Source organism: Microvirga medicaginis, from assembly GCF_052658925.1.
The window spans coordinates 12,406-37,251 of the sequence record NZ_JBQWEL010000001.1 but is presented as its reverse complement, the minus strand read 5'-3'; the positions used below and the strand labels follow the sequence as shown (position 1 = coordinate 37,251).

Genomic DNA, 24,846 nt, shown 5'->3' with positions numbered 1-24,846 from the left:
TCGAATGACATTCGCTACTCTGTCTCATACCGATCGAGAAACGCCTCGACCGAGAGATCACGAAAGTCGCGAAGCGCATGACGGAGGCGCCCGTGATCCCAATCCCACCAGGCCAGGGCCTGTAGCCTCTGCGCGATTCTCTCGTCGAAACGGCGACGAATAACTCTGGCAGGGTTGCCGCCCACGATGGCATAGGGTGCGACGTCGCGGGTCACGATGGCTCCCGCTCCGACGATCGCGCCGGTGCCAACGCTCCTACCCGGAAGGATCACGGCGCCGTGTCCGATCCACACGTCATGCCCGATCACGACCGGATGCGAGCGTCGCCAATGGAAGAAGGCCTCGTCGTCGTCCTCTTCCGGCCAGTATTGGCGGGAGCGGTAGGTGAAATGCGCCTGGCTCGCCCGCCACATCGGGTGGTTACCGGGATTGATCCTCACATGGGAAGCGATCGAGCAGAACTTGCCGATGGTGGTATACGCAACCTCGCCATCGTGCACGATGTAGGAATAATCGTCGAGGATCGTCTCGATCATCGACGTCCTTGCACCGACCTCCGTGTAACGTCCGAGGCGACAATCGCGAAGCGTCGTCGAAGGATCGACCGTCGGGTTTTCCGAAAGTGTCTTCGCGCTCATCACTGCCCCTCCAGTCGGTAACGTCCGATCACTTGGAACCGCGCTTCAGGACTCGGCTGCATCACGAGGGTGAGTGCATCGACGACGAGGGTCTTCGGACCGCCGACATAGCGCCCGAGACCTGCCATCCACGCGTCTTGACTCTCCTCCGGCAGGGGGCCGGTCAGCGTCATGTGAAAACGGAATTCGTCGAACACGTAAGGATAGCCCCACCGCTCGAACAGCGCCCGATGTCGTGGCGGGAGGCGGCTGGCACCACGGCGCTGACGGTCCTTTTCGGTGATCGGCGCACGAAAGCGGTCGAAGGCTGCGACGCACTCCGCTGCGAAGAGCGACAGTTCCATGGACGGAGCGTCAGGCGTCAATGCGATGAAGTGCCCGAGGCGCCGCAGCGACATTGTACCCACCTCAAGAGGTGGGCGTTCCGCCGCAAAAACCCGAACCGCATCCTTCAAGCTATCTGGTGAGACACTGGCATCAAGCGCGAACGGTGCCTTGAGAGTTCCATGGAATCCGTAGCGGCGCGGTTCCGCCGTCAGGGACCGCATGTCTTCGGGTGCGATGCCTTCCAGGGCAGGTTGAGCAATCTCGGCTCCGGTATGGCAATCGTATCCGAGGAGAGCGGCACCGAGGCGGGCAAGATCGGAATCGACTGCAGGAACATAGTAGAGCGCATATCGTGCAGAGCTGGTCATCGTTTCGACAAGGTGACGGCAGTAACAGAGGGCAGGAGAAAACTTTGGAATGACGGGACAAGCAGGATCACAACTGATCGCAAGCAAGACGGGAATCAGGTCGATTGGACCATGATGCCCGCCGATGGGGTTGGCTCCTTAGGCCAGCCTGATGACGGATATCTGAAGCTTTGGTGACACCGGCATGACGTATTGAGACACCGGCCGTCCCACGGCTTGCGATACTGTCATTTTGTCGAGCGTCATGCTCCTGAGGCCGGCCAGCGGCAGATCCATTCGCCTGACGGTCAGAAACCTTGAGGCACAAATCCGAAGGCCTGCTGCGGGTCAAAGGCGGTCTTTGTGACCAGCGGTGCAAGGTCCGCTTGATCCCTCAAAAGGGATCCCGTCTCCCGGGTTTCGGCCAGTGCCGCGTAGAGTGCAGGGAGCTTGGGCGACACCTCACGCCGGCCGTTCGGAGCCCCCCATCGGGATCTGTGGTACTCATGTCTTAACCCTGAAATAATTCGGGAATGCTTGCACGCGCAACTGATCTCAGACGGTCAGCCTCTGCCTCTGCGATCCAACGATACGGGCGGCGCAAGCGGGTCCCGATCGGCGCCCAATTGCCGATACCGGCCAGCAGCTTATCGAGCGCAGCATTGGAGTAGCCGCTGCCGATACGATACGGCAGTATGTATGTGTCCAGAAACACACGGATCCTGCGTTCGAGCTCGAGGGCGGCGGGAAGATTGGACGACATCCCATCGGTCCAGAGTTGAGCGCCACGAGGACTGAGGCAAGCGATGTTGGAGAAGGCACCTGCTGCAACCCCCTCACTGATACCTGTCGCAAGATGGTGGCCCGGCACAAAGACGGCCCAATCGGCGAGATGCTGTCGCGCTGCGGAGTACCAGAGCGCACCCCCGTCGGCAAGTTTGACTCCATGGACAGCAGGACCGGCCTGTCGAAGCACTGCTCCGAGTTCTGCCGGAGTCAACACTCGTTTGGCGTGAGGCGGATTATACAATACCAGTGGTATTCCCGATGCGGCATCGGCGGCTATTGCGAGGAAATCTACGGCCTCGGGATCAGTAACTGGCACCCAGTCTGGCAGGATCACTTGAATGGCATCGGGAGCAAGCCGTGCGGCTCGGCGAATCCGGCCGCATGAAACCGAAGGATCCGGATGACAGGCACCGATGACGAAGGGGACTCCGGCCGAGATGCACCGATCTGCAAGAAGCTCTTGGATCTTCTCATACTCAGCCTCCGTTTGGTTGTGGAATTCACCAGCCGTTCCGTTCGAATAAACACCATCAACTCTCGCCTCGATTAATGCCTCGATCTCAATCTCGAGCCGGCCGAAGTCGATCGATTCGTCAGCATTGATTGGAAGCAGGAGCGTCGCCCAATTACCCCGTAAACGCGATATCGCGCCATTTCCTGAAGATTGCCGCGTCAAAGGGCCTGTTTGGGGAGCTGTCGCCTGCATAGCTCAGACCTTCCGAGTGTCAGATTGTGGGGCCGCATGATGCAATGCGTCATAGAAGATACGAGTGTTCATCTTTTCCGTGCGGGCCAAGGCTGGGTTCTTTCGAGCATGGATGCGCTAGGACGGCTTAGTTCTACATTCACAATCTGCGCGAAGTGCCGAAGCACCACTCATGGATGAGCGATCAGTCGGTTGATTGATCCAACTTTCACTCACACCCTCACCCGCTAATCTCATGCCGGATGCAGGCCTTGAAGTGTCCTGGCGAAACCTCCTCGAGGGGAGGCACCACCATCGCGCATCGATCGACCGCGTAGGGGCATCGCGTGCGGAAAACGCAACCCGAAGGTGGGTTTGCCGGACTTGGAATATCGCCCTTCAGGATCTGCCGGGTGCGGGACTTGGCAGGATCCGGGTCCGGAATCGCAGAGAGCAGCGCGCGCGTATAAGGGTGCCGTGGATCGGCATACAGAGCTTCGCTCGGCGCGACCTCCATGATGCGCCCGAGATAAAGCACAATGACCGTGTCGCAGATATATTCGACAACCGCCAAGTCGTGTGAAATGAAAAGCATGGTCAATCCGAGGCGCTTCTGCAAGTTGCGCAGCAGATTGATGATCTGGGCCTGGATCGAAACATCGAGTGCCGAGACAGGCTCGTCGGCTACGATCAGCTGCGGCTCGAGCGCCAAGGCACGGGCGATGCCGATGCGCTGACGCTGGCCGCCGGAAAATTCATGAGCATAGCGGTCGAAGGCATCGGCGGGCAGATCCACCGCTTCAAGCGCTGCCCGGGCCCGACGTTCTCTGTCTTCCCGCGTTCCAACGCGTTGAATGTGAAGACCCTCCGTCAGAATCTGTCCGATGGTCATACGCGGTGACAGACTCGCGAAGGGGTCCTGGAAGATATATTGCATGTGCTTGCGCTGCCGACGCATCTCGGCGGCCGGCAGCTTGGTGAGATCGACGCCATTGAAGCGCACCTCGCCCGACGTCGGTTCGATGAGGCGCAGCACGGAGCGTCCGATGGTGGTCTTGCCGCTGCCTGATTCTCCAACGAGGCCGACGACCTCGCCACGCGCGACATCGAAGGAAACGTTCTCGAGCGCACGCACGACAGGACCATGGGAAAAACTCGCCGGCTTGAAATGCTTGGTCAGCTCTCTGACGGAGAGCAGCGGCTCTACCATGCTAGACCTCCTGCCATCTGATGCAGCGGCTCTTTCGGCCATCGCCGGTGTCATACAAGGGCGGCACGCCAGCCCGGCACGCGTCGATCACCAACGGGCAGCGTGGAGCAAAGGAGCAGCCTGTGGGCAGATGCACAAGGCTCGGCACGGAGCCCGCAATGGTCGGCAGCGGAACGCCTCGGCGTCTCAACTCCGTTGCCTCCCCCAACTTGGGAACGGAGCGCATCAACCCGACCGTGTAGGGATGGCGCGGATGGGCGAAGACATTGGAGACGGTGCCGGTCTCGACGATGCGGCCCGCATACATGACGGCCACCCGGTCAGCAATCTCCGCCACGACCCCCAGGTTATGAGTGACGAATAGAATGCCCATACCCCGCTCGTCCTGCAGCTTCTGCAGGAGATCGAGGATCTGGGCCTGAATCGTTACATCGAGCGCGGTCGTCGGCTCGTCGGCAATGAGCAGCACCGGATCGCAGGCGAGCGCCATGGCAATGGTGGCGCGCTGGCGCATCCCGCCCGAAAGCTCATGAGGATATTGCCTGGCGCGGCGCTTAGGATCAGGGATGCCGACATCCGACAGAAGTTCGATCGCAGCGGCAGCCGCTTCCTTGTGACTGCGCCCCAGATGGATCCGCATGGGCTCCGCAATCTGCTCGCCTATGGTGTAAACCGGGTTGAGACTCGTCATTGGCTCCTGAAACACCATGGCGATGTCGTGGCCCCGAATGCGCCGCAGGTCCTCATCGTCGAGCCGAGTGAGATCCTGTGCCTGACCCGACTTGCCGCGAAACAGAATGCTGCCTTCCGTCACCTGCCCCACCTTCCTCGGCAGAAGGCCCATGATCGAGAGGCTGGTGACGGATTTGCCCGATCCGGATTCTCCCACCAGCGCCAGGGTTTCACCCGGCGCAATAGTCAGATCCAGGTCCTGCACGGCCGCCACTTGGCGGTTGCCGATACGGAAAACCGTTTTGAGACCGGAGATATCGAGGACCGGGGCGGTATGCATGGCGTCAGTTCAGAAGCCCAACGGCGCGAATGATTTCGTCAATTCTCGCGGCTTCCTCAGCATTGAGCGTACGCTGCGGCCGGGCCATCGTATTGCTCGCGATGACGCCGAGGCGGCGCATCGCGGTCTTAAAGGCCCCTACCCCCGCAGAACCGGCACTGGTGCGGGGCAGGGAAACCCAGACCATTTCGAACAGCCGACAGAGACGTTCCTGCTCCCGGCGTGCTGCGTCCCAATCACCTGCCCGGGCATGGTTCCACAAACGCACATAGCCGTGGGGATCCACGTTGGCCAGACCCGGAACGACGCCATGCGCCCCCATCTGGAGGGCGTTGTCGACGACGATTTCCGAACCAGTCATGAGAAAAACGTCGGGCTTGTCGGCAAGGTCGAGCAGGCAATAACGGAAGTTGCCGTCATCGCCGCTCGAGTCCTTGAGCCCGGCGATGGTGCCTTCCCGAGCCAGCGCCACCGTGGTCTGACGCTCGAGCTTGGTGTGAACGCAGACGGGGATGTCGTAGGCGATCACCGGAATGTCGAGCGCCTCGCGCACGTAACGGAAATGGTCCACGATCTCCGGCTGGCTCGTTCTGGTATAGAAGGGAGCCGTGACGACGACCGCATCGACGCCGATCGACTGCGCAATTTTTGCGTGGCTGATGACCCGGTCGGTCGTCGGGTCGATGACGCCGGCCAGGATCGGCAGGCGCCCATTCACCACCTTGATCGTGTGTTCGAGAATTTTGCGCCGGGTGGCTTCGCCGTGGAAGATCACTTCGCTTGTCGAACCGAGCACGAAAAGACCGTGCACGCCGCCTGCAATCAGGTGCTCGAGAACTTGGGTATAGGACTGATAATCGACCTCGAAACTCTCGGTGAGAGGAGTCACGACGGGAGGAACGACACCGTGGAGGTTGGTCATAGCGGGCCTTCTGTTGAGTTATTGAAGATCGGAGCGAGGGTCGAACGCATCACGCAAGCCGTCTCCGACGAAGTTGATTGCAAGTACGGTGATGACGAGAGCCGCACCCGGGAACATCCACTGCCAGGCATATTGCTCGATCACGATCGTCGATCGCGCCGCGTTGAGCATGTTGCCCCAGCTCGCTTCCGGCGGAGGGATGCCGAGCCCGAGGAAGGACAGGCCAGCTTCCAGCAGAATGGCGTTGGCGACCTGAAGAGTCGCATAGACCACGAGAATGTCGATGCAGTTCGGCAGGCCATGGCGGAAGAGCAGATGGGTCATGCCCGCTCCCATGCCGCGGGAGGCGATCACGAAGTCGCGCTCGCGCAGTTCGAGAAGGCGAGCACGCACCATGCGCGACAGAACGGGCCACGACAGGAGCGAAATGACAAGGATCGTCGGCAGAATGCCCGTGCCGGCGATCGAGGCGAGAACGAGAAGGAAGATTACTGGCGGCAGCGTCATGGCGAGGTCGACGAGGCGCATGACGGTGCCATCGACAATAGGGCCGCCAAAGGATGACACGGCACCGACGAGGAAACCTATGGCCATCGAGATCGCAACCGAGGTGACCGCGACAAGAAGCGAGATGCGTCCGCCCTGCATCAGCCGCGCGAGGATGTCGCGTCCGACGCCGTCCGTACCGAACCAGTGGCTTGCGCCGGGCCCCTTGTTGAGGGCCCGCAAGTCGATTTGATTAGGGGAATAAGTCCACCAGAGCGGATAGGTCAGGACTGCCAGAAGGATAATGAGAAGAATAACGAGCCCTATTACGGCCACGTGATTCATGACGAACCGGCTCAGGGCTCGCAAGATCGGCCCTTTGCGGGAGGCAGCGGATGCAGTGGCGACGGAAGCACTCATCGTCAGGCCACCTGAATGCGCGGGTCGATCGCTGCATAAGCGATGTCGGTGAGGAGATTGACCACGATCACGCAGGCTCCGACGATCAAGGTCGCTCCCATGATGACCGGATAGTCACGGGTATCGACGGCATTGATCAGGAGCAGGCCCATGCCGGGCCAGTTGAAGACGCTTTCGATGAAGATGGCGCCGCCCACTGCAATGCCGATGGTCGATCCGATGAGTGTCACGACCGGGAGAAGGGCATTGCGCACGGCGTGCTTCATGATGACCCAGAACTCCTTGACGCCCTTGGCGCGCGCGGTGCGCACGTAATCCTGATTCAGAACCTCGAGCAGCGACGCGCGCATGTACCGCATGATCAGCGCCGCATGGCCGATCGACAGAAGGAAGGCGGGCAGGATGAGATGGGCGAGGAGGTCGCCGGTGGAAAATGGAGCGCCGGGCGTCAGCATGCCTCCGGAAGGGGCCCAGCGGAGAACCACAGAGAACAGATAAAGCCCGAGGATCGCCGTCAGAAAGGCGGGGCTCGAAATGCCGAAAAAGGCGGCGATGGAAAATCCTATATCGGTCGGAGAATTCCGCCGAACGGCAGTGATTATACCGGCCGTGATGCCGACCACGATCGCGATCGCAAGTCCGGCCGCCATCAGCAAGACGGTTGGCCCGATGCGCTCGAGCACAAGAGGGAGGACTTTCACGCCGTTGCGCTGAATCGAGAAGCCCAGATCTCCGCCGGCGGCGGCCCGCAGCCACGCGAGATACTGGATCGGAAGGGGCTGGTCGAGGCCTAAACGCGCACGCACCGCGTTCATCTCGGCCTGGGACATGGCAACGTTGGGATTGATATAGGCGCTAATCGGGTCGCCCGGGGTCAGACGCAGCAGAATGAAGACGAGCATGCTCAAGGCGACGAGCATCAGCAGGCCGGTGGCAAGGCGTCGTGCGATGTATGTCAGCATGGGCATGCTCACTGAATGAAGAAGGTAGCCAGGCCTCGCCAGAGCCACCTTCTCAAGTGTGTCACCGGGTCTCGCTTACTTGTCGATCGACCACTTCTCCGGATGGGCATTGTACGGTCCGCCAGCCGGGGCAGGCACCCAGACGAAGTCCTTCAGCTTCGTCGAAGCGACGCCGTAACGATTGGCGACCCACATCGTGGCCCAGGGGAGATTGGCATTCATCGCCTTGCAGACCTCCTGGTAGCGGGTGTTGAGTTGCTGCGGATTGGTTTCGGCGAGCGCAGCATCCAGCGCCTTGGTCAGCTCCGGCATGTCGATACGCAGGAAGTTCGCTCCTGCGGGGGGCTTCTGCGCCGCATTCAGGCCGATGTTGAGACCCGATGGATCGGGCCCGTTCTGAAGTCCGGCATAAACCAGCGGGAACTGGCTGAAGTCCGGATTCGCGGCGTAGATGATGCCGTTGTAGGTCGGCGTGTCGACCGCCCGCGGAACCACGTTGATGCCGACTTGCGCGAGCATGGCTTGCACGGCGGCCATGACGTTGGCGGCCTGCGGCGTGTTGTAGTAGGTCAGCCAGGTAATCGGCTTAGTGCCGTTGATCTTGTCCCAACCGGCTTCCGCGAGCAGGGCCTTGGCCTTGGCAGGATCGTATTTGTAGTGATCGAGTTCTTCCGGAACGAGATGCTTGGCGACGTAACCGCAATTGGCCACGGTGGCAGCGCCGCCATAGAGGCTATCGATAATCGCCTGACGGTCGATGGCATGCATTACAGCTTGGCGGACGCGGACATCCTTCCAGAGCGGAACTTGCTGGTTGAAGCCAAGGTAATTGACGACAAAGGACTGGCCCTCGATCACCCGAACGGCGTTGTTGTTCTTGAAAGTCGGGACGTCATCGGACTCGACGTAGGTGAACTGGATCTCACCGGCGCGCAGGGCGGCGACGGCGGCGGCCGTGTTCTTGAAGTAGCGATTGATCAGTCGGTCGGTCTTCGGGCGGCCGAGGCGATAATCCTCATCGGCAACCAATTCGACATATTGGTCGGTCACGTATTGCTTGAATTTGAATGGGCCGGTGCCAATTGGATTTGTCGCCCACCAGGTGCTGGTCGCGATTTCTTTCGGTGTGAAGCCCGAAAGAGCATGCTCCGGCAGGATCATGAGCTTGGTCAGCGTCGCTAGAAGGCCGGCATCGGGGCGCGAGAGCTTGATGATAGCGGTGCGCTCGTCGGGTGTTTCGACTGACGAGATGGCATTGAGGCGGGCCGCGAAGACAGTTCCGGTTTCGCCGTTCTTGGCAAGGTCGACGGTGAACTTCACATCCTTGGAGGTGAACGGCTTGCCATCGTGCCAGGTCTCCTTGGCAAGCTTGAACGTGTACTCGGTCTTGTCCGGATTGATGGAATACTCTGTTGCCAAGGCCCCTTCGATCGCCGTCAGATCAGCATTGTAGTTTACCAATGGCTCGAAATAGACATTGAGCCAGGTAAAGCCGCCCGTTGCTGCCAGCGGATTGAAGTTGCCTTGGAAGCCGCCCGGACCGACGTCGAAGCCGCCCGTGATCGTCTTCTGCTCCTGGGCTGCCGCTGGAGATGTCAGCGCAGTCGCTCCAAGGAGCGCCGCAGCGGCGAAGGCCCGTGTTAATGCTCTCAATTGCATCGTTTCCTCCCATTAGGCAGTGATCGACCGCCTGTTCTTGTCGATGACCTGAAGAATTCCCTCGTAATGTTCATCGAGCCTCTTGCGGGCTCTTTCGACGTCGCGTGCCGCAACGGCCTCGACGATTTCGTGGTGATCCCGCCACGTGGAGAGCGGATCTGAATTGGCGAGATTGGCGAAGTTGGAGGCCTTGTAGAATGCACGCCAGAAGATCTCGATGAGTCCGGTCAGCATCCGGTTGTTCTGGCAACGGAACAGCAGCCGGTGAAACTGCTCGTCCTCCTCGGCGAAGCTCTCATTGCGCTCGGCGCGCTGGCGCATCCGCTCGGTGACTTCGCGCAGAGCCGCGAGATCCTCCTCGCCGATCATCTCGACGGTCTTATGAATGAGGCCCACCTCGAGGACGCGGCGCAATTCGCGAAGCTCCTCGACATCGCGCAAAGTATCGCCGAGGCCGTAGGCGAGATTGTCGAGCAGCGGCTGGAAGGAAAATTCCTTCACGAACACGCCGATGCCTCGCCGGGTCTCAAGAATCCCGATGGACTCGAGCGCCTTGATAGCTTCCCGAACCGAGTTCCGGCTGACGCCGAGCTGCTGGGCGAGGAAGGACTCGGGAGGCAGAGGATCACCGGCTTTGAGCTTATTTTCCTCAATGTAGCTGCGCAGACTCTCCTGCACGGTCACATGCAGCGAAGGGGGCCTGCTCAGGGGTTTTATGGCTTTCAGCCGGGACATCAGTTGCTCCTGCTCGTCGTGACACGCACCCTACATCCGACAGACGAGCTTCCATCTTGCTTGTAGCATATCAGCTTGTAGGATATCCTTCAATACAGATGCAGACGAGGTGTGTTCCATGCGAGTAGCGTTGTTGGGTGTCAGCCACTGGCACGCCCAAATGCACTTGGACGCGGTCCGGTTTTCCGGCGGCGAGGTCATCGCGACCTGGGATTGGAACGCTGATGCCGGAGCGACCTTTGCTGCGACACATGGGCCTTCCGCTTGTCGGAGCGTGGGACAGGCCCTCGCCGCAAGGCCTGATCTTGTGATTCTGATGGGCTCTCCCCAATACGTGCCGCAGGTCGCCTTAGAGGTCATGGCCGCCGACATGCCCATGATCCTTGAGAAGCCGGCATCCAGCACGACTGACGGCTTGGCACCGGTTGTCGAGGAGGCTCTCAGACGCGGCAGCTTTGTCGGCGTGCCTCTCCCAAACCGCTTCGGACCGATCTTCCGGGAAATGGCCGAGCTTGAGAAGCAAGGTCGCCTTGGAAAGCCCGCGCATGGCCATTTCCGGATCGTCAATGGTCCGCCGCAACGCTACCGCGACGACAGTGTCGGCTGGATGCTAGACCCTACCATTAGTGGAGGCGGAGCGCTGCGCAATCTCGGCATTCACGGCATCGACGCTGCCCTCACTCTTGCGCAGGGAGCATTGCGCGTGGTCTCGGCCTCGATCGGGAACCGCATCCATCGCGAGCATGTCGAGGATCATGCCCATGTCTCGCTGCTCGACGAGGCAGGAACGCTTTTCACGGTCGAGGCTGGCTACACCTACGCCTCGATGGCTCCCGGCGGAGATTTCGAGTGGCGCGTCGCCACCAGCAATGCCTACCTGATCGATCGGGGGGAAGCGGCTCAATGCGCAACCCTGGATGACGGGAGCGTGCGTGCGTTGCCACCCGAGCCCCCCGGCATGCGCTACCGGCTGTTCATGGCCGATACCTTTGACAGGATACGCGCCGGTGCAGCACCGGCGGTCAGCCTTCAGGATTATCATTCGACCATGCAGCTCATCGACATGGCATATGAAAAGGCAAGTTCATGATCGGAGTAGGCATTATCGGGGCGGGCCATTTCGGTGCTGTCCACGCACGCGCCATGGCGAAGGTGAAGGAGGTACGGCTCGTTGCCTCTTGTCGGGGAGGCAGATCCACTGCAGCTGCCTTCGCGGCTGAACATGGGGGCAAGAGCTATTGCGACTGGCGAGCCCTGCTCGAAGATCCGGAGGTCGATGCCGTTGTGATCGCGACGCCACATCACCTGCATGAGGAGATTGCCGTCGGCGCGGCACAAGCGGGCAAGCACATCCTGCTCGAGAAGCCGATGGCGCCAAGCCTGGCCGCCTGCGACAGAATCCAGGCGGCCGCCGATGCGAACAACGTCAAGCTCATGATCGGGCATGTCATGCATTTCGCCCTGCCCTGTCTCAAAGCAAAGGAGATTGTCGTTTCCGGCACGCTTGGTGCGCCGGTCCTAGGGTCGAGCTGGATGATCAAGCTCTGGATGGAGAGCAATCGCCGATCCTGGCATCTCAATCGAGCTTCAGGCGGCGGCATGCTGATGACTGCGGGCATTCACGCGCTCGATCGCTTGATCTGGCTGATGGGACAGCCCGTGATCGGGGTGACCGCAATGACCGGTACCTACTTTCACGACCAAGAGGCTGACGACTCGGCGCTGATCGGATTACGCTTCGCCGATGACCGGATCGGCCAAGTTGCGAGTGTCGGCTACCGCGATGGCGCCGTGTCATTCGCCATGGACCTTGTGTGCGAGAAAGGCATCATCCGGATCGATTTCGATCACGGTGTCTCCCTGGGCCGGGGCGCGGCCTGGGCTCCGATTCCCGACTCGATCGAGACGGACTGGATGGAAAAGGCCGTTGCGCGCGAGTGGCAGGCATTGGCCGCCAGCATCATGAACGACACGCCTTCTCCCGTTAGCGGAAGCTATGGACGTCATGTCATCGCGTGCATCGAGGCTGCCTATCAGGCCAGCATTGAGCGACGCGAAGTCCAACTCCCCAGTGCGCGCTTCGAATAGAGCGTCTTCCGACAGCGCCAGAATTGATGATCGGACCCTATCATGACATCGCATCTTGCGGCCTCGCGAGCCGCGTTCATCGACGCAGTACGAGGCAGTCTCATCGTATCGTGCCAACCGGTGCCGGGTGGGCCGTTTGATGATCCCGACTCCGTTGTGCGCTTCGCGCTGGCGGCACGGGACGCCGGTGCCAAGGCCCTACGCATAGAAGGCGTCCCAAACGTCGCTGCTGTCGCCGCTGTCTGCTCGCTTCCGATCATCGGTCTCGTGAAGCGAGACCTCGCCGATACGCCAGTCCGGATCACTCCTTGGATTGAGGACGTCAAAGCGCTCGCCGAGGCGGGCGCCACAATCATTGCCTTCGATGCCACAGATCGAACACGGCCCGTTCCCATCAAGGATCTGATCGAAGCTGTGCATGCTCAAGATTGCTGTGCAATGGCCGACATCGCAACGGTGGCCGAAGCCAGGAATGCAGCAGGGCTCGGTGCCGACATCATCGGTACCACGATGTCGGGCTATACCGACATGGAGCCGCCACCTCGGACACCTGATGTGCATCTCGTGACCCAGGCCCGAGATCTCGGCAAGCCTGTCATAGCGGAAGGCCGCTACAACGAGCCGCGTCTCGCGGCGGCTGCTATTCGAGCGGGCGCGATGGCTGTCGTCGTCGGCTCTGCGATTACACGGCCGGAGCACATCACGCGCTGGTTCGTGGATGCCATAGCCGCCGAGACCGCGGATGCTCAACCGGTCCTCGCGATCGATATCGGCGGCAGCAAGACGGCCGTCGCGCTGATCCGTGGAAACCGCGTCATCGCACGGCGACAGGTCCCGACAAGGCCAGCCGACGGGGTGGAGGCATGGCTGCAATCCGCCTCCGACGTGGCGCAGGACTGGCGCGGGCAATATGGCGGTGTTGCGGCCGCCGTCACCGGGCTCGTGCGCGAAGGGCGATGGTTTGCCGTCAATCCGGCAACGCTGCCCGTCCCGGCAGGCTTCGATTTGGCTTCGCGATTGAAAGAGCTCTTTTCCGGATCCGTCGTGGCCGTGAACGACGCCCAGGCAGCGGCATGGGGCGAATATCGCTTTGGTGCCGGCCAAGGGCGCGATCTCCTTTTTCTCACCATATCAAGCGGGATTGGTGGGGGCATCGTAACCGGCGGGCAGCTCCTGCACGGATCGAGCGGCCTTGCTGGACATGTCGGTCAGATGCCCGCGCCGACGTCAGGGACGCAATATCGTCCCTTGGAAGAGGTAGCTTCCGGCTTTGCCATAGCAGCCGCCGCTCATAAAGCCGGGCATGAGGCGGATGCCAGAGGCGTTTTTGCTGCCGCTGCAGCAGGCGAGAGTTGGGCGGAGGATATCATTGACAGCACGGTCAACCATCTTGCCGCATGTCTCCCAGGGTTGCAGGCTGTCATTGATCCCCAAGTCATCGTTATCGGTGGTGGCGTGGGCCTCGCGCCGGGCTATCTTTCCCGCCTCGAGAAAGCTCTGTCGTGCTTCCCCGCGATTCTCCGGCCATCCCTGATGCCGGCTCGTCTCGGTGCCGATGCCGGCCTCCTCGGAGCAGCAGACCTTTTGACCCGGCAGACGATGGCGGAATGACATCCGGCGGGCGGAAGACCCTTGTGGGCCCGAACAGCGACTGCCCCAAGCGTTCTGTCCCGAATGGAAGATCGATGGCTATCGAGCCGCACAGATCACGGCCGGCTCTGTCGATGAATAATCGTGCCGGGACGGCAGGTTCCTGAAACAGATTCATCGTCGACCGCCCACAGGGCATGTGCTCCCCTCTCGCTCGTCAATTGTCCGAGAGGAGACCACGGCGATCGTGCCCCGGCATCCGGACCTCGCTTGCGCCGATGCAGGCTCGGTCATGAAAAGGTTCGTCGGCGCCTTGCTCCTCCACCATTTGGGGGAGGCCGGATCAGCATATCGTGAAGCTGTCGGGCTTCGGCACGTTCACCGTGCGGGAGAACAGGTGCCCATCGAGCCGCACCGGTTCATCACGTTCAATCCCTCTGCAATTCTCAAGGCCCGCATCAACGGCAGCAAAAAGAAACCCCGCCCGGGGTAGAGCCGGGCGAGGTTCCAGGACCGGCCAGGCAGTATTGAAAGCCCATATGCAAGATACCCAGAATTGATTTGCGGAAACCCTACGCCCTGGCGCCTGGGCTTCCGCACATATCGAGCGCCTCGAGTGAGCAAGAGGCCAATGAAACCGCCATTCACGCCATGGCTTCGAAATAGCGACACCAGCCCTGCGGACTGATCTGCCCGGTCACAATCTCGCAGCCATTCGGCTGAATGAAGTGCATGCACCGCCCGCAGCGCTGGCCTCCGTTCGGGCGATCCTGGTAGCGCGCAACGGCCTTGGGTACGTTCCGGGGCAGCCCGCGGGCCACCATGGGAGGCGCTGCTGGCGCAGGTGCGGCCGCTTGCGGCGGCATCATTGGCATGCAGGCCGAGAGCGTTCCGGCACCAGCCGCAGCTGCGCCGATCAGGGTGCCCCGCAGGAAGGCGCGGCGGGAACAGACAGGGCCGTTCGGACCAATCAATGTGATGCGATTTCGCTTCTCAGACATCGTAACCCTCCCTCAAGAGTAGCCGAAGCCCCCACTTGGCAGACGTGACGCGCTCGCGCCACCTGCGTCGATCAAGCGTCTAGGTGCTCTTAAGCGTTCCGTTCATGCCCTTGGGATAGAACCCGCCCTTATCCACGTCCGCCTTGTCGGTCAGATAGACGATATGCAGCACCTCCTGTGGCGTCCGGCGGAAGACCATGCCCTCCGCTGTCGATGGGACGAAATTGGCCTTGCCGTTGCGCTCGATACCCTGATCCTTGTCCTCGGGTCCGTCGATCTTGTCCCGAGCGGCGGACACAGCATTCGCTGCCTTCTGGGCCTTCGCGCCCATCTGGTAGAGCTGCGAGCGGGCCATGCCCATGTGATATGCCTCGACCGCCAAGATGGCAGCGGCCGCTTCGACGAACTCTTTTTTCTGGAGCAGGGGCGCCGCACCGGCATAGGCGGTCACGCCGACATCCTCGAACAGCATGCCACCAAGCAGGAAGTTCATGTCACTGGCGAAGGGATCGAAATCCGGCAGGCCGGCCGCCTTGCCGACGGCCGCAAAGCCGGCCTCGAAGTCGATCATGGGACGGTCCACCGCTTGGCGCCCCAATGTCTTGCGATAGAAGCGGACATGCGCGAGTTCGTTCTCGGCAAGCTCGTCGGCGAATTCGCGAATCGCCCTATCCTGAAACGACACTTTGCGGCCGCCCTTGACCTCACCGGGATCGGAGCCGAGATCGGCTGTGTCAATGCCTTTGCCTGTGGTTGCGCGCAGGTAATACTCGGCCTCCATGTATTCGAGATTGAGGGCGAACTGGAAGATGTCCTCGTCCTTGGGGTCTGACGGGGAAACTGCCTGAGCGAGTGCTGGGGTCGGCCAATGCAGCCCGGCAGTGGCACATAGGCCTGCGGTAGCAAGGGTTCTCAGCGACTCGCGACGTGAGAGTTTTGGAATATGAGGGCAGGTCATGGTCTCCTCCATGGCATCGTGGATGGTCACTGCTTCAGCGATGCTGGCGTGACCGATTGGTCGGCTCGCTCCCTTCGATAAATCGGGTCAGCAGCGCGTCGGTGAACGCGGCGCAGCGGGGATCCTGAAAGGGGAATGTGTCGGTCAGGGCCGAGGCGAGTGTTGTGTGAAGCTGCTCGCGCATGAGCGCCTTGGCGCGATGGAGACGCGTTTTTACCGTCTCTTCGCGAAGGCCGAGCGAGCAGGCCGTCTCCTTGGTGTCGAGCTGCTCGACCATGCGCATCACGAACACCACACGAAACGGCTCGGGCAGGTTGTCGATCGCGTGCTCCAGCAGGGCACGGATCTGGCTCCGAGCTGCGGTCATCTCCGGATCGGCCGCTGACGCGAGATCGGGCATGGCGGCGACGTCCGGCCGCTCGATATCGTCGAGGGCAGCCAATGGCAGCATGATGTCCGCTCGTTCGCGACGGTCGATTGCCTTGTTCACCACGATGCGCGTCAGCCAGGTCGCAAGGCTCGCATCCGCGCGAAACTGCGTGAGTTTGCAAAACGCACTCAGATAGGCCTCCTGCAGCACGTCTTCGGCTTCGGTGTCGTCCCGGACGATGGCCCGCGCGACGCGATAGAGCCGTTGGTTGTAGCGGCGGACGATCAGGCGCAGCGCAGACACGCTTCCCCCACGCGCGAGGCGCACGAGTTCGGCATCGACAAGCAACTCCAACTCAGATGCGGGTTGCTCTGGCATGCCGATTAGACAGGAGCACAGACCGAAAGGTTCCCGACTATTTTGCACCTCCTGCAAGGAGTGCTGCCACTGCCAGGCTGACACCTTGCGGCCCCACTCTGGTGATGCCGCGGCTTCTCTCTCTCTCTCTGCTATCAGAGGAGGCAGCCATGGCAGATATCCGCCAGAACGCCTCCAATGGTGATGGCGTACTCGTCCTCGAAGGCTTTTCCCTGCAACCTCTCGCAACTGGCTTAAACTTCCCGACCGCGATTACTTTTTCAGAAGATCAAAATCAGGCCTGGGTCAGTGAGTCCGGCGCTCTGCCCGTTCATCGAGGAGCCGGAGGCCGGGCGGGTCTATGGTCCCGTGCTGCCGGCCTGAGCGGCCGCATGTTCGAGGGCTCGTGGCCCGCGGGCTTTCGCATGGGCCAGCGGCGGCCACGCACGCCCCGAGCCGAGGCAAGAACATGGCAAACAATATCAGCGGCGATGGAGTGAGCCCGGCGCCGAACTTCATCCACGTTCTTCTGGCGGCTTGATAGCCGAGAACTGCCGCAGCAGCGTGAGGTCGTAGGCCGCCTTGAGAGTGCCTGCGAGCACCAGCGGCCAGCCGAAGGGCGATGCGGTCAGCAGCCATCCGGACAGCAGCGGTGCGACGGCGGATGCGAGGCTGCGAGGCACGGCCGTCACGCTCGCGGCGGCGGGCCTCTCCTCCGGCCGGACCACCGCCATGACATAGGACGACCGGGTCGGGACGTCCATCTGGGACAGCAGACTCCGCAGGATCAGAAGCCCAAAGGCGATCCAGACCGTCGGGGCGAAGGCGGTCAGGATCAGGAAAAGGCTCGATGGCAGATGCGTGAACACCATCGTGTTGACCAGGCCGAACCGTTTCGCCAGCGGCACCGCCGCGAAGTACGAGACGGCCGAGCACAGGCCGGTCACGAAGAAGATCGCCCCGATAGTCGAGACGCCGATGTCAAAGCGTTCGCTGAGCCAAAGCGCCAACAGGGCGTTGATGACGAGCCCGCCGCCGAATGCGTCGATCGAGAACAGGGCCGCCAGACGGTAGACGATCCCGCGCGACGGCCCGAGGGGAGCCGGCGGGGCGTCCGTGCCAGCTTCCACACGGGGCGACAGGTGGCGGTAGAGCAGGAACGTGAGCAGCCCGAGGGCACCGTAGAGCGCGAAGAGAGCCGCAATCGTCGTCGATGGCGCGATGACCGGCGCGAGCCAGTCGACCACGCCGACCGAGAGCGCCCCCAGTGCGCCGAAGAAGGCTCCGACGAAGCTATAGCGGGCGAACGCCGCCGTCCGGTTCTCGTCGGCGACGACATGGGACACGACAGTGTGCTCGAGGGGCAGGAAGACGCTGACATCACCGCCGGACGGATTGAGCGTGCCGACGAAGGCGATCACGAGCAGCGGCCAGAACCCATCGATCCCGGCGAATCCCAGCCCGGTCGCCCCCATCAGGAGGGCAGCAGCCCGCAGAGCCGGACGCCGTGGGATGCGGTAGGCGACCAGCCCGAGGGCAAGGGTCAAGAGGGCAGAGCCCAACAATGTTGCGGTCGAGATGAGGCCGATGCCGAAGGCATCATAACCGAGGCGCGAAAGATGCACCGGCAGCAGGATCGCCACGTAGCCGTCGCCGAAGGCGCGCAAGGACCGCGCCAGGAGAACGCGCGTGACGTCGGGCGGCCGTCCCTTGCTCCAGGCACGCCCGACCGGAACCTGGGCGAAATCGTTCTCCCGCTCCGGGATCGTGCCTTGCTCCATCCCCTTGACTTCTGGCCCCGGCAGGATGGTCAACTCTTGGTCACCTTCACCTGATCGAGGGCGGCGCGCAGCCCTTTCGCAAGCTTTTGGACGTCATCATTGGCCCAGAAGTGCATGAAGAACAGGCGCGGCTCATCGGCAAGCATGTGATTGTGCACCGCCGTCACCTCGATCCCGTTCGCCCGCAGGGCCTTGACGACCGGGTTCACCTCGTCGGCCGTGAGCACGAAGTCCCCGGTAATCGCCGCCCTGCCTGATCCGGTCGGCTGGAAGTTGATGGCAATCGCCGAGCCCATGGCCTCCGGCACCTCCATGCCGCCGTCCTTGACGGGCTCCGCCCGGGGCACGCTCACCTGATACACACCGCCGTTGATCTTGCCCTTGCGCCCGAGCGTCTGATCGACGGCGTCCGTGTCGAGATCGAGCTTCTGGTCGGGAGGTGCAGCCGTCGTCGCCTGTGTCGCGGCTTGCGGCGGGATGGCGGCGGTCTCGGCGCCGAATGGTGTCTTGCTCGCTCCGAGTGCTACTTTCAGCGTCGTGGCGAGCTTGGTCGGATCACCCTGCCCGTGGACATGCATGTACATCGTCGTGGGCGAGGCGCGCAGGAGGTGGTTGTGGAGGGCCGTGATCTCCACCCCGCCCTGCTCCAGCCGGGTCAGGACTGGATTGATCTCGTCCTCGGTCAGCACAAGGTCGCCCATGACCATGACCTCGTCGCCCATGGGCTTAAATGCGAGCCACGATCCGAGCGCCAAGGCCGGCTTGATGGTGACGCCATCGATCGTGATCTCGAGATCGGTTCGGGGCAGGCTCACGCGATAGATGCCGCCCGGCATCTCGGTGCCTTGCTTGCCGAGGCCGCTGGCGACTTGCTGCTGCCATTCGTCCGCCCCCAAGGCGGGCGTGCCGAACGCGAGACTCAGAACTGCAACGGTGGTCAGGATCCGCATCGTGCTCTCCCTATATCGCCCCCGCTTCTTCCGATCATAGGCGGATTGCGCCTTCGCAGGCTCTCATTGCCGTTTGTGCGGCTTTCGTAGGGTACCCTCCTTCCTCAGGAGGAGCTTGGGGCGGCAAAGTCCTCATCAGTATGAACATCGACGAGAGCCGACCACCTGGGCGTTCCGATCAGACGGGCGAGCTTTTCAATTGAGATGGTGTTGATTGACGGCATGGCGATGCGTCCTCGCTGAAGGTGAGCTGGACGCGATGCTTGGGCATGTCGCCTCATGAGGGGATCGCAGCCCCCATGGAGCAAAGTAAGTGCCAGCGAACAGCCTTTGTCAACAGCCTCAAGCTGAGTCACAGAACCAGCGGATCATTCAGAAGTACGGCTCTCTGAACGTCGGCTCCGGGTCGAGGCTGTGTGGAAATGCGATGATTTGGTAGACTTTCCTCCTGAACATCGCGCTCTGCCTGGATATAGATCTGTCCGATGACGTCGTCCTTTACAAGCCTGATTTAGAACTCCGTAAGGCTCGCTCGGAGCTGCCTGCATTATGAACGCCTTACTGCTGATCCGGGGCGTTTCTCCAATGTCCTGGAGATCCGCCTCAGCCACACAGCGCCTGGACTTCTTTAAGGTTGGAGCGATCTCTGCCCCTTCAGAATCTGACGCCAAGATAGGTCCGGTCGTCCGCCCAAAGGGAGGCCGTCGATCCTTTCGGGGAGGGATATAGCAGGACCTTCGCTGGGTCATCGCGCTCTGCCTCCGCAAAGGCCTTCTCCCAAGCGGCCACGCCGAACGCGTCTCCGGGCTTGAAATAGCCATCCGAGTAGATCTCGACCGTCCTGACCTCGGAGCGTGGAAGACGCTGGATCTCAATCATGTGCTGCGGCACCTCGAATCCATCGAGGCAAGGATAGCCCAGCTGCAGAGAGGCATTGTTCTGATAGCCACCCTGCGCATTGACGATGCCCCCACGCACGAGGTTCTCGATATCGGCCCTTTGCACGTGCGGCAGGGCTTCCAGATTGGCTGCGATGGCGCGGTTTTCGATGAAGTCCATGTCGCCCGCGTCGAGGGTATCTGCCACGGCATCGAGCGGCTGGCGCGTACCGTGCCAAGTGACTCTGCGGGATACCTGCTCCTGCTTTTCAGGATCGGACACCTTCCGTCCGATGACAGGCCAAGCCTCCCGGCGCAGGATCGAGGTGATCAGGTCGAGATCCTTCTCGACCCGAAGAATGTGATCGCCATTGATGCGAACGCCGCTGTCGCCCACGAGGATCACATCCACGGTCTCGTGCCGGACGAGCACCAGGGCCAGCGCGGCCGAGATGCGCAGGTTCCAGTCGGACTGCACCTTCTCGGCCATGCCATGTGCTTCATAGGCGGAAGCGATGGTCGCCGTCAGAGCCCGAACTATCGCTATCGGGTCTTCAGGATTATCGGGCGCGCTCAGCATATGCTCAAGCGCGCGCTGGACCGTCACGGCTGCGTACTGGCCGGAGAGCATTCCGTCGTAGCGCGTTCCGAGGCGGTCCGTGACCCCGTCGATGACCGCGTAGGCGCGGCCCGGCAGGATCACGAGCCGATCCTCGTTGGTGTGGGGCGCGGACGGATCCTTCGCCTCGGTGAATGCTTCGATCAGCATGACAGCGATGATCTTGAGGAATATCTACTCAGCGGTTCTGCAGAGCCGTCTTCCACTTGGCGATCCAGTCGTTGCGGTTCTGGGCTACCTTCTTGATATCGTAATCGACGAGCTTGATCTCGCTCATCGGCTTGAGGCCAGCACCGGTGACGTCCTTACGGACTGAGCGACGTCCGATCTCGGAGACGAGTTGCTCCTGAACGGGTTTCGAGAGAAGCCAGTCGATGAAGATCTTGCCGTTGTCCGCATGCGGCGCGCCCTTCACGAGCGCGACACCATCTGCAATCGTGGAAGATCCGTCTTCCGGATAGACGATCGCGACATTGCCGCCGCCCTTCACGTAATCCAGAGCGTTGTCTTCGAGCGTGAGGCCTACGAGCGCCTCGCCGTCATTGACGTAGCGAGCGACAGCGCCTGAGGAGTCGGAGAGATTGATGTTCGCGAGAATCTTGTTGTAGACGTCCCAACCCTCGTCGCCGTACGCGATCAGAACGGTGGCCAGCTGCTGGAAGGTGGAGCCTGATGTATCGGCGCGGGCGGACGAAATCTTGCCCTTCCACTTGGGGTCGCCGAGATCAGCCCAGGTCTTAGGATAATCGGCAGGCTTCAGTTCCTTGTTGTTGACCGCCATGACCAGCAGGATGCCCGTATAGGGGATCCATTCCGGGCTCACCTTATAGGCAGGAAGAATGACGTCATCTTCTTTCGGCTTATAGGCCGTCAGCAGATCCTTGTTATCCTCGAGCTGCTCGCCGCCGATGCTCCAGATCACATCAGCCTTGGCAGATGAGGACTCGGCCTTCACGCGCTTGATGATGTCGCCGGAGCCGGCCTTCACCACATCGACCTTGATGCCCGTTTCCTTCTCGAACCTGGGGACAAGGGCGTCGACGATGGACGCTTTGTGGGCGGTATAGACCACGACAGTCTTATCCTGGGCCATGGCCCCAACGGTTAAGGATGCGAGCAGCACGCCCGCGGTCAATCCGACTTTCAACATGGAATCCTCCCAAGGAATTAGTTAGCCAGGTAAGTGCATGTTGCTGAAGGGCGTAACTTTTGTAAAGTCAGGGCCATCCGAGGCGTGGATAAACCAATAAGGGAGCCGAGCGTGGCCGATTTGAAGATCCAGGGGCTGGCCAAGAGCTACAAGGACGTGCGGGTCCTGGAAAGCATCGATCTCGATATCGCGTCAGGTGAATTCTTTACGCTTCTGGGTCCGAGCGGCTGCGGCAAGACCACTCTTTTGCGCACCATCGCGGGTTTTCAGCACCAGGATCGGGGCGAGATCATCGTCAATGGCGAACGCATCGACCACAAGCCTGCGCACAAGCGCGACATCGGCATGGTATTCCAGGACTATGCCGTTTTCCCTCATCTCACGGTCGCAGACAACGTCGCCTTCGGCCTTAAGGCGCGCGCTCTTCCCAAAGGGGAGATCGAGGCGCGCGTCGCCGAGAGCCTCAAGATGGTGCGCCTCGACGGCTATCACAACCGCCTCCCGGCGGAGATGTCGGGCGGTCAGCAACAGCGCATCGGCCTTGCCCGTGCGATGGCGATCCGCCCCACCCTTCTGCTCATGGACGAGCCGCTCTCGAATCTGGATGCGAAGCTGCGCATCGAGTTGCGCGAGGATATCCGCGACATCCAGCGGCGGCTGGGCATCACGACCATCTACGTCACCCACGATCAGGAGGAGGCCCTTGCCGTTTCCGACCGCATTTGCGTGATGAACAAGGGCAATGTGGAGCAGATCGGCACGCCTTTCGAGATCTACCGGAGACCGCTGCGGCGCTTCGCAGCGTCCTTCGTCGGCACCATGAACTTCATGCCGGGACAGCTTGAGAATGGGCGCCTCCTTGTAGGCGGCCAAGCCATAACCTACCCTGCGACCGCGTCGGGGCCCGTCGAGGTGGCCATTCGCCCAGAGAACGTGCTGCTCGCCGGCATGGCCTCTGAGAGCAGGACGATCGGCCTGAAGGGGACCGTGCAGAAGGTCACGTTCCTCGGCCGCGAGGCTCATTACACTCTCAGGACCGAGGCCGGTGAGATCGTGGCTCAAGTGGCTGATCCGGCCCAGGACTTCATCGAAATGGAGGGACGCCAGGTGGACGTGCGTCTGCCTCTTCAGAAGATCGTTCTCTTCCGAGAGAGCGGCGATGTGATCGATGCGGAGCAGGCATCATGAAAAGGCGGATCCGCTTCGACATCTGGACCTTCGTGCTTATCGCAGCCTGGATCATCCTCATCGCCCTTCTGATCTGGCCGCTCTCGTCGGTTTTGCGCGCCAGCCTGATCGACAATGACACGGGAGGCTTCTCCCTCGTCCATTATGTTCAGATCGCCACCATCAAGGCCTACCAACGGGCCGTCAGCAATACACTCCTCGCCGGGTTCGGCGGCATGACCGGGGCTCTCATTCTTGGCGTGTCTCTCGCCTTCGTCATGACCCGATTTCGCATCTACGGGCGAGCCCTCATTCAAACGCTCGCCGTGGTGGCATTGGTGTCGCCACCCTTCATCGGCGCCTATGCGTGGATCGTGCTGTTTGGTGCGAGCGGCGTTGTCCGCAAGGGGCTCGCGTCCATTGGCATTTCCATTCCGCCGCTCTACGGCGCTGCAGGCGTGATCCTCGTTTTCGCGTTCAAGTTCTTCCCTCACGTCTTCCTGATCACATCAGGAGCGCTCGCCTCCATCAACCGCTCCGTGGAAGAGGCGGCGGAAAGCCTCGGTGTCTCTCCAACGAAGCGGCTCTTCACGACCACGTTTCCGTTGATCCTGCCGGCGATTTCTGCAAGCGCTCTTCTCACCTTCGTTCTGTCGATCGCCGATTTCGGCACACCACGGATCATCGGCCGCGATTTCAACGTGCTGGCGACGGAGGCTTTCAACCTCTATGGCAGCGAGGTTGGCGGAAACCCCGGAATGGCCTCGGCACTCAGTATCGTGCTGATCCTTCTGTCGATGATGATCGTGCTCGGGCAGCGGTGGGTTCTGCGCAAGAACGTCTATTACAGCAACCTTATCAAGAAGCCGGAACGCAGGCAGGCCAAAGGCCTCAGAGCCGTGGGACTGCACGCTTTGGCCTATGCCATCGTACTCATCGGTGCGCTGCCCGCCATCATCGTGGTGCTGTTCTCGTTCCGCCGCACGAGCGGGCCCGTGTTCCAGCCCGGCGTGAGCCTGCAGAGCTATGAGCGTGTCATCTCGACGGTCTCGGACCCGATCTGGAACACGCTGATGTTCTCCTCCGCGGCGGTCGTTGCCATCGTCATCACAGGCACTCTGATCGGCTATCTGATCTCACGGCGCCCCAGCATCGCCACGGGAACGCTCGATGCCATTCTCATGGTGCCTTATGTGGTGCCCGGTATCGTGATGGGAATTGCCTTCATCACCCGCTTCAACGATCCACCGCTTGCGCTGACCGGAACAGGCCTGATCATCGTCATGGCTGTTTTCATCCGGCGCCTTCCCTATTCGGCGCGATCGGTCGCCGCTGCGTTGAAGCAGGTCAGTCCCAGTCTGGAGGACGCGGCCATCAGTCTCGGCTATTCCCCTGGCAAGGCCTTCCTGAAAGTGACGGTGCCGCTCATTCTTCCCGGTATTCTGGCAGGCGCGCTCATGAGTTTCGTCACGGCCATGAACGAACTCTCGTCCTCTCTGGTGCTCTATGTGGGCAGCACGATCACGATGCCGGTCCGTATCTATCTCTCGGTGATGGACGGCGAATATGGAACCGCATCGGCCCTCTCGACCATTCTCCTGACGTTGACGGTTATCGCCGTCTACGCTGCCTTCCACCTCTCAGGTAGGAGGGAGAGTGCACTTCTCTAGATTCGTTATTGGCTTTCTCAATAGGAGCGGACCTTGTCCGTGATAGGCGTGTAGCCTTCTTAACCGGTCTTATAG

General features: G+C 61.3%; 23 protein-coding genes and 1 pseudogene. 6 read left to right on the top strand and 18 right to left on the bottom strand.

The window, feature by feature from the left end; all coding sequences use genetic code 11:
* Positions 1-14: 14 nt before the first annotated feature.
* The 10 genes from ACUXUR_RS00200 to ACUXUR_RS00155 form a co-directional block, all read right to left on the bottom strand.
* Positions 15-638, bottom strand: a complete 624-nt coding sequence (locus ACUXUR_RS00200; RefSeq protein WP_445500267.1) for an LbetaH domain-containing protein — start codon at positions 636-638, stop codon at positions 15-17.
* Positions 638-1,333 (bottom strand): DUF1045 domain-containing protein, encoded by a 696-nt coding sequence (locus ACUXUR_RS00195; protein WP_445500266.1) that lies wholly within the window; start codon positions 1,331-1,333, stop codon positions 638-640. Before ACUXUR_RS00195 ends, ACUXUR_RS00200 begins: the two co-directional genes overlap by 1 nt.
* Before the next feature lie 490 nt (positions 1,334-1,823).
* Positions 1,824-2,807 (bottom strand): dihydrodipicolinate synthase family protein, encoded by a 984-nt coding sequence (locus ACUXUR_RS00190; RefSeq protein WP_445500265.1) that lies wholly within the window; start codon positions 2,805-2,807, stop codon positions 1,824-1,826.
* A gap of 220 nt (positions 2,808-3,027) precedes the next feature.
* On the bottom strand, positions 3,028-3,996 hold the full coding sequence (locus ACUXUR_RS00185; protein ID WP_445500264.1) for an ABC transporter ATP-binding protein: 969 nt from the start codon (positions 3,994-3,996) through the stop codon (positions 3,028-3,030).
* A gap of 1 nt (position 3,997) precedes the next feature.
* Positions 3,998-5,008 carry an ABC transporter ATP-binding protein gene (locus tag ACUXUR_RS00180; RefSeq protein ID WP_445500262.1) on the bottom strand — a complete coding sequence of 337 codons (1,011 nt, stop codon included), beginning with the start codon at positions 5,006-5,008 and terminating at the stop codon, positions 3,998-4,000.
* A 4-nt stretch (positions 5,009-5,012) separates the two neighbouring features.
* Entirely contained in the window at positions 5,013-5,930 is a 918-nt protein-coding gene (locus tag ACUXUR_RS00175; RefSeq protein ID WP_445500261.1) for a dihydrodipicolinate synthase family protein, read from the bottom strand.
* Positions 5,931-5,948: 18 nt separating this feature from the next.
* Positions 5,949-6,836 carry an ABC transporter permease gene (locus tag ACUXUR_RS00170; protein WP_445500260.1) on the bottom strand — a complete coding sequence of 296 codons (888 nt, stop codon included), beginning with the start codon at positions 6,834-6,836 and terminating at the stop codon, positions 5,949-5,951.
* A gap of 2 nt (positions 6,837-6,838) precedes the next feature.
* Positions 6,839-7,798 carry an ABC transporter permease gene (locus tag ACUXUR_RS00165; RefSeq protein WP_445500259.1) on the bottom strand — a complete coding sequence of 320 codons (960 nt, stop codon included), beginning with the start codon at positions 7,796-7,798 and terminating at the stop codon, positions 6,839-6,841.
* 75 nt (positions 7,799-7,873) lie between these two features.
* Entirely contained in the window at positions 7,874-9,457 is a 1,584-nt protein-coding gene (locus tag ACUXUR_RS00160; RefSeq protein ID WP_445500258.1) for an ABC transporter substrate-binding protein, read from the bottom strand.
* A 12-nt stretch (positions 9,458-9,469) separates the two neighbouring features.
* Complete coding sequence (locus ACUXUR_RS00155) at positions 9,470-10,192, bottom strand: FadR/GntR family transcriptional regulator (RefSeq protein ID WP_445500257.1); 723 nt, start codon at positions 10,190-10,192, stop codon at positions 9,470-9,472.
* A 118-nt stretch (positions 10,193-10,310) separates the two neighbouring features.
* Here ACUXUR_RS00155 and ACUXUR_RS00150 point away from each other — a divergent pair, with 118 nt between their 5' ends.
* The 3 genes from ACUXUR_RS00150 to ACUXUR_RS00140 are packed head-to-tail and all read left to right on the top strand — an operon-like array spanning position 10,311 to position 13,891.
* On the top strand, positions 10,311-11,282 hold the full coding sequence (locus ACUXUR_RS00150) for a Gfo/Idh/MocA family protein (protein ID WP_445500256.1): 972 nt from the start codon (positions 10,311-10,313) through the stop codon (positions 11,280-11,282).
* The gene (locus ACUXUR_RS00145; RefSeq protein ID WP_445500254.1) at positions 11,279-12,280 is read left to right on the top strand and encodes a Gfo/Idh/MocA family protein; all 1,002 of its coding nucleotides are present in this window, start codon (positions 11,279-11,281) and stop codon (positions 12,278-12,280) included. The genes ACUXUR_RS00150 and ACUXUR_RS00145 overlap by 4 nt, the downstream gene beginning before the upstream one ends.
* Before the next feature lie 42 nt (positions 12,281-12,322).
* Positions 12,323-13,891 carry a putative N-acetylmannosamine-6-phosphate 2-epimerase gene (locus ACUXUR_RS00140; RefSeq protein WP_445500253.1) on the top strand — a complete coding sequence of 523 codons (1,569 nt, stop codon included), beginning with the start codon at positions 12,323-12,325 and terminating at the stop codon, positions 13,889-13,891.
* A gap of 623 nt (positions 13,892-14,514) precedes the next feature.
* Here ACUXUR_RS00140 and ACUXUR_RS00135 read toward each other — a convergent pair.
* From ACUXUR_RS00135 to ACUXUR_RS00125, 3 genes are all read right to left on the bottom strand, one after another.
* A complete protein-coding gene (locus ACUXUR_RS00135; protein ID WP_445500252.1) occupies positions 14,515-14,871 on the bottom strand; it encodes a twin-arginine translocation signal domain-containing protein in 357 nt (118 codons plus the stop codon).
* A 79-nt stretch (positions 14,872-14,950) separates the two neighbouring features.
* A complete protein-coding gene (locus ACUXUR_RS00130; RefSeq protein WP_445500251.1) occupies positions 14,951-15,829 on the bottom strand; it encodes a ferritin-like domain-containing protein in 879 nt (292 codons plus the stop codon).
* 34 nt (positions 15,830-15,863) lie between these two features.
* Complete coding sequence (locus ACUXUR_RS00125; protein ID WP_445500250.1) at positions 15,864-16,547, bottom strand: RNA polymerase sigma factor; 684 nt, start codon at positions 16,545-16,547, stop codon at positions 15,864-15,866.
* Between the two features lie 179 nt (positions 16,548-16,726).
* On the opposite strand from ACUXUR_RS00125, the gene ACUXUR_RS00120 reads away from it, so the two are divergent.
* Positions 16,727-17,056 carry a hypothetical protein gene (locus ACUXUR_RS00120; protein WP_445500249.1) on the top strand — a complete coding sequence of 110 codons (330 nt, stop codon included), beginning with the start codon at positions 16,727-16,729 and terminating at the stop codon, positions 17,054-17,056.
* Positions 17,057-17,071: 15 nt separating this feature from the next.
* Here ACUXUR_RS00120 and ACUXUR_RS00115 read toward each other — a convergent pair whose 3' ends face one another.
* From ACUXUR_RS00115 to ACUXUR_RS00095, 5 genes and pseudogenes are all read right to left on the bottom strand, one after another.
* Positions 17,072-18,337: an MFS transporter gene (locus ACUXUR_RS00115; RefSeq protein WP_445500248.1), complete on the bottom strand. Its 1,266-nt coding sequence runs from the start codon at positions 18,335-18,337 to the stop codon at positions 17,072-17,074.
* 29 nt (positions 18,338-18,366) lie between these two features.
* Complete coding sequence (locus tag ACUXUR_RS00110; protein WP_445500247.1) at positions 18,367-19,287, bottom strand: DUF1259 domain-containing protein; 921 nt, start codon at positions 19,285-19,287, stop codon at positions 18,367-18,369.
* 119 nt (positions 19,288-19,406) lie between these two features.
* Positions 19,407-19,511: pseudogene (locus ACUXUR_RS00105) on the bottom strand (sulfurtransferase); the annotation flags it as partial.
* Positions 19,512-19,941: 430 nt separating this feature from the next.
* A complete protein-coding gene (locus ACUXUR_RS00100) occupies positions 19,942-20,934 on the bottom strand; it encodes a hypothetical protein (protein ID WP_445500245.1) in 993 nt (330 codons plus the stop codon).
* 28 nt (positions 20,935-20,962) lie between these two features.
* Positions 20,963-21,934: an extracellular solute-binding protein gene (locus ACUXUR_RS00095; protein WP_445500244.1), complete on the bottom strand. Its 972-nt coding sequence runs from the start codon at positions 21,932-21,934 to the stop codon at positions 20,963-20,965.
* A gap of 111 nt (positions 21,935-22,045) precedes the next feature.
* On the opposite strand from ACUXUR_RS00095, the gene ACUXUR_RS00090 reads away from it, so the two are divergent.
* The gene (locus ACUXUR_RS00090; protein ID WP_445500243.1) at positions 22,046-23,122 is read left to right on the top strand and encodes an ABC transporter ATP-binding protein; all 1,077 of its coding nucleotides are present in this window, start codon (positions 22,046-22,048) and stop codon (positions 23,120-23,122) included.
* Entirely contained in the window at positions 23,119-24,771 is a 1,653-nt protein-coding gene (locus ACUXUR_RS00085; RefSeq protein WP_445500242.1) for an ABC transporter permease, read from the top strand. Before ACUXUR_RS00090 ends, ACUXUR_RS00085 begins: the two co-directional genes overlap by 4 nt.
* The last annotated feature ends 75 nt before the right edge of the window (positions 24,772-24,846 follow it).

What these genes read in the sequence shown, in the direction of transcription:
- ACUXUR_RS00200 (WP_445500267.1), bottom strand. Translation starts at nt 638, where the DNA reads ATGAGCGCGAAGACACTTTCGGAAAACCCGACGGTCGATCCTTCGACG.
- ACUXUR_RS00195 (WP_445500266.1), bottom strand. Translation starts at nt 1,333, where the DNA reads ATGACCAGCTCTGCACGATATGCGCTCTACTATGTTCCTGCAGTCGAT.
- ACUXUR_RS00190 (WP_445500265.1), bottom strand. Translation starts at nt 2,807, where the DNA reads ATGCAGGCGACAGCTCCCCAAACAGGCCCTTTGACGCGGCAATCTTCA.
- ACUXUR_RS00185 (WP_445500264.1), bottom strand. Translation starts at nt 3,996, where the DNA reads ATGGTAGAGCCGCTGCTCTCCGTCAGAGAGCTGACCAAGCATTTCAAG.
- ACUXUR_RS00180 (WP_445500262.1), bottom strand. Translation starts at nt 5,008, where the DNA reads ATGCATACCGCCCCGGTCCTCGATATCTCCGGTCTCAAAACGGTTTTC.
- ACUXUR_RS00175 (WP_445500261.1), bottom strand. Translation starts at nt 5,930, where the DNA reads ATGACCAACCTCCACGGTGTCGTTCCTCCCGTCGTGACTCCTCTCACC.
- ACUXUR_RS00170 (WP_445500260.1), bottom strand. Translation starts at nt 6,836, where the DNA reads ATGAGTGCTTCCGTCGCCACTGCATCCGCTGCCTCCCGCAAAGGGCCG.
- ACUXUR_RS00165 (WP_445500259.1), bottom strand. Translation starts at nt 7,798, where the DNA reads ATGCTGACATACATCGCACGACGCCTTGCCACCGGCCTGCTGATGCTC.
- ACUXUR_RS00160 (WP_445500258.1), bottom strand. Translation starts at nt 9,457, where the DNA reads ATGCAATTGAGAGCATTAACACGGGCCTTCGCCGCTGCGGCGCTCCTT.
- ACUXUR_RS00155 (WP_445500257.1), bottom strand. Translation starts at nt 10,192, where the DNA reads ATGTCCCGGCTGAAAGCCATAAAACCCCTGAGCAGGCCCCCTTCGCTG.
- ACUXUR_RS00150 (WP_445500256.1), top strand. Translation starts at nt 10,311, where the DNA reads ATGCGAGTAGCGTTGTTGGGTGTCAGCCACTGGCACGCCCAAATGCAC.
- ACUXUR_RS00145 (WP_445500254.1), top strand. Translation starts at nt 11,279, where the DNA reads ATGATCGGAGTAGGCATTATCGGGGCGGGCCATTTCGGTGCTGTCCAC.
- ACUXUR_RS00140 (WP_445500253.1), top strand. Translation starts at nt 12,323, where the DNA reads ATGACATCGCATCTTGCGGCCTCGCGAGCCGCGTTCATCGACGCAGTA.
- ACUXUR_RS00135 (WP_445500252.1), bottom strand. Translation starts at nt 14,871, where the DNA reads ATGTCTGAGAAGCGAAATCGCATCACATTGATTGGTCCGAACGGCCCT.
- ACUXUR_RS00130 (WP_445500251.1), bottom strand. Translation starts at nt 15,829, where the DNA reads ATGACCTGCCCTCATATTCCAAAACTCTCACGTCGCGAGTCGCTGAGA.
- ACUXUR_RS00120 (WP_445500249.1), top strand. Translation starts at nt 16,727, where the DNA reads ATGGCAGATATCCGCCAGAACGCCTCCAATGGTGATGGCGTACTCGTC.
- ACUXUR_RS00115 (WP_445500248.1), bottom strand. Translation starts at nt 18,337, where the DNA reads ATGGAGCAAGGCACGATCCCGGAGCGGGAGAACGATTTCGCCCAGGTT.
- ACUXUR_RS00110 (WP_445500247.1), bottom strand. Translation starts at nt 19,287, where the DNA reads ATGCGGATCCTGACCACCGTTGCAGTTCTGAGTCTCGCGTTCGGCACG.
- ACUXUR_RS00100 (WP_445500245.1), bottom strand. Translation starts at nt 20,934, where the DNA reads ATGCTGATCGAAGCATTCACCGAGGCGAAGGATCCGTCCGCGCCCCAC.
- ACUXUR_RS00095 (WP_445500244.1), bottom strand. Translation starts at nt 21,934, where the DNA reads ATGTTGAAAGTCGGATTGACCGCGGGCGTGCTGCTCGCATCCTTAACC.
- ACUXUR_RS00085 (WP_445500242.1), top strand. Translation starts at nt 23,119, where the DNA reads ATGAAAAGGCGGATCCGCTTCGACATCTGGACCTTCGTGCTTATCGCA.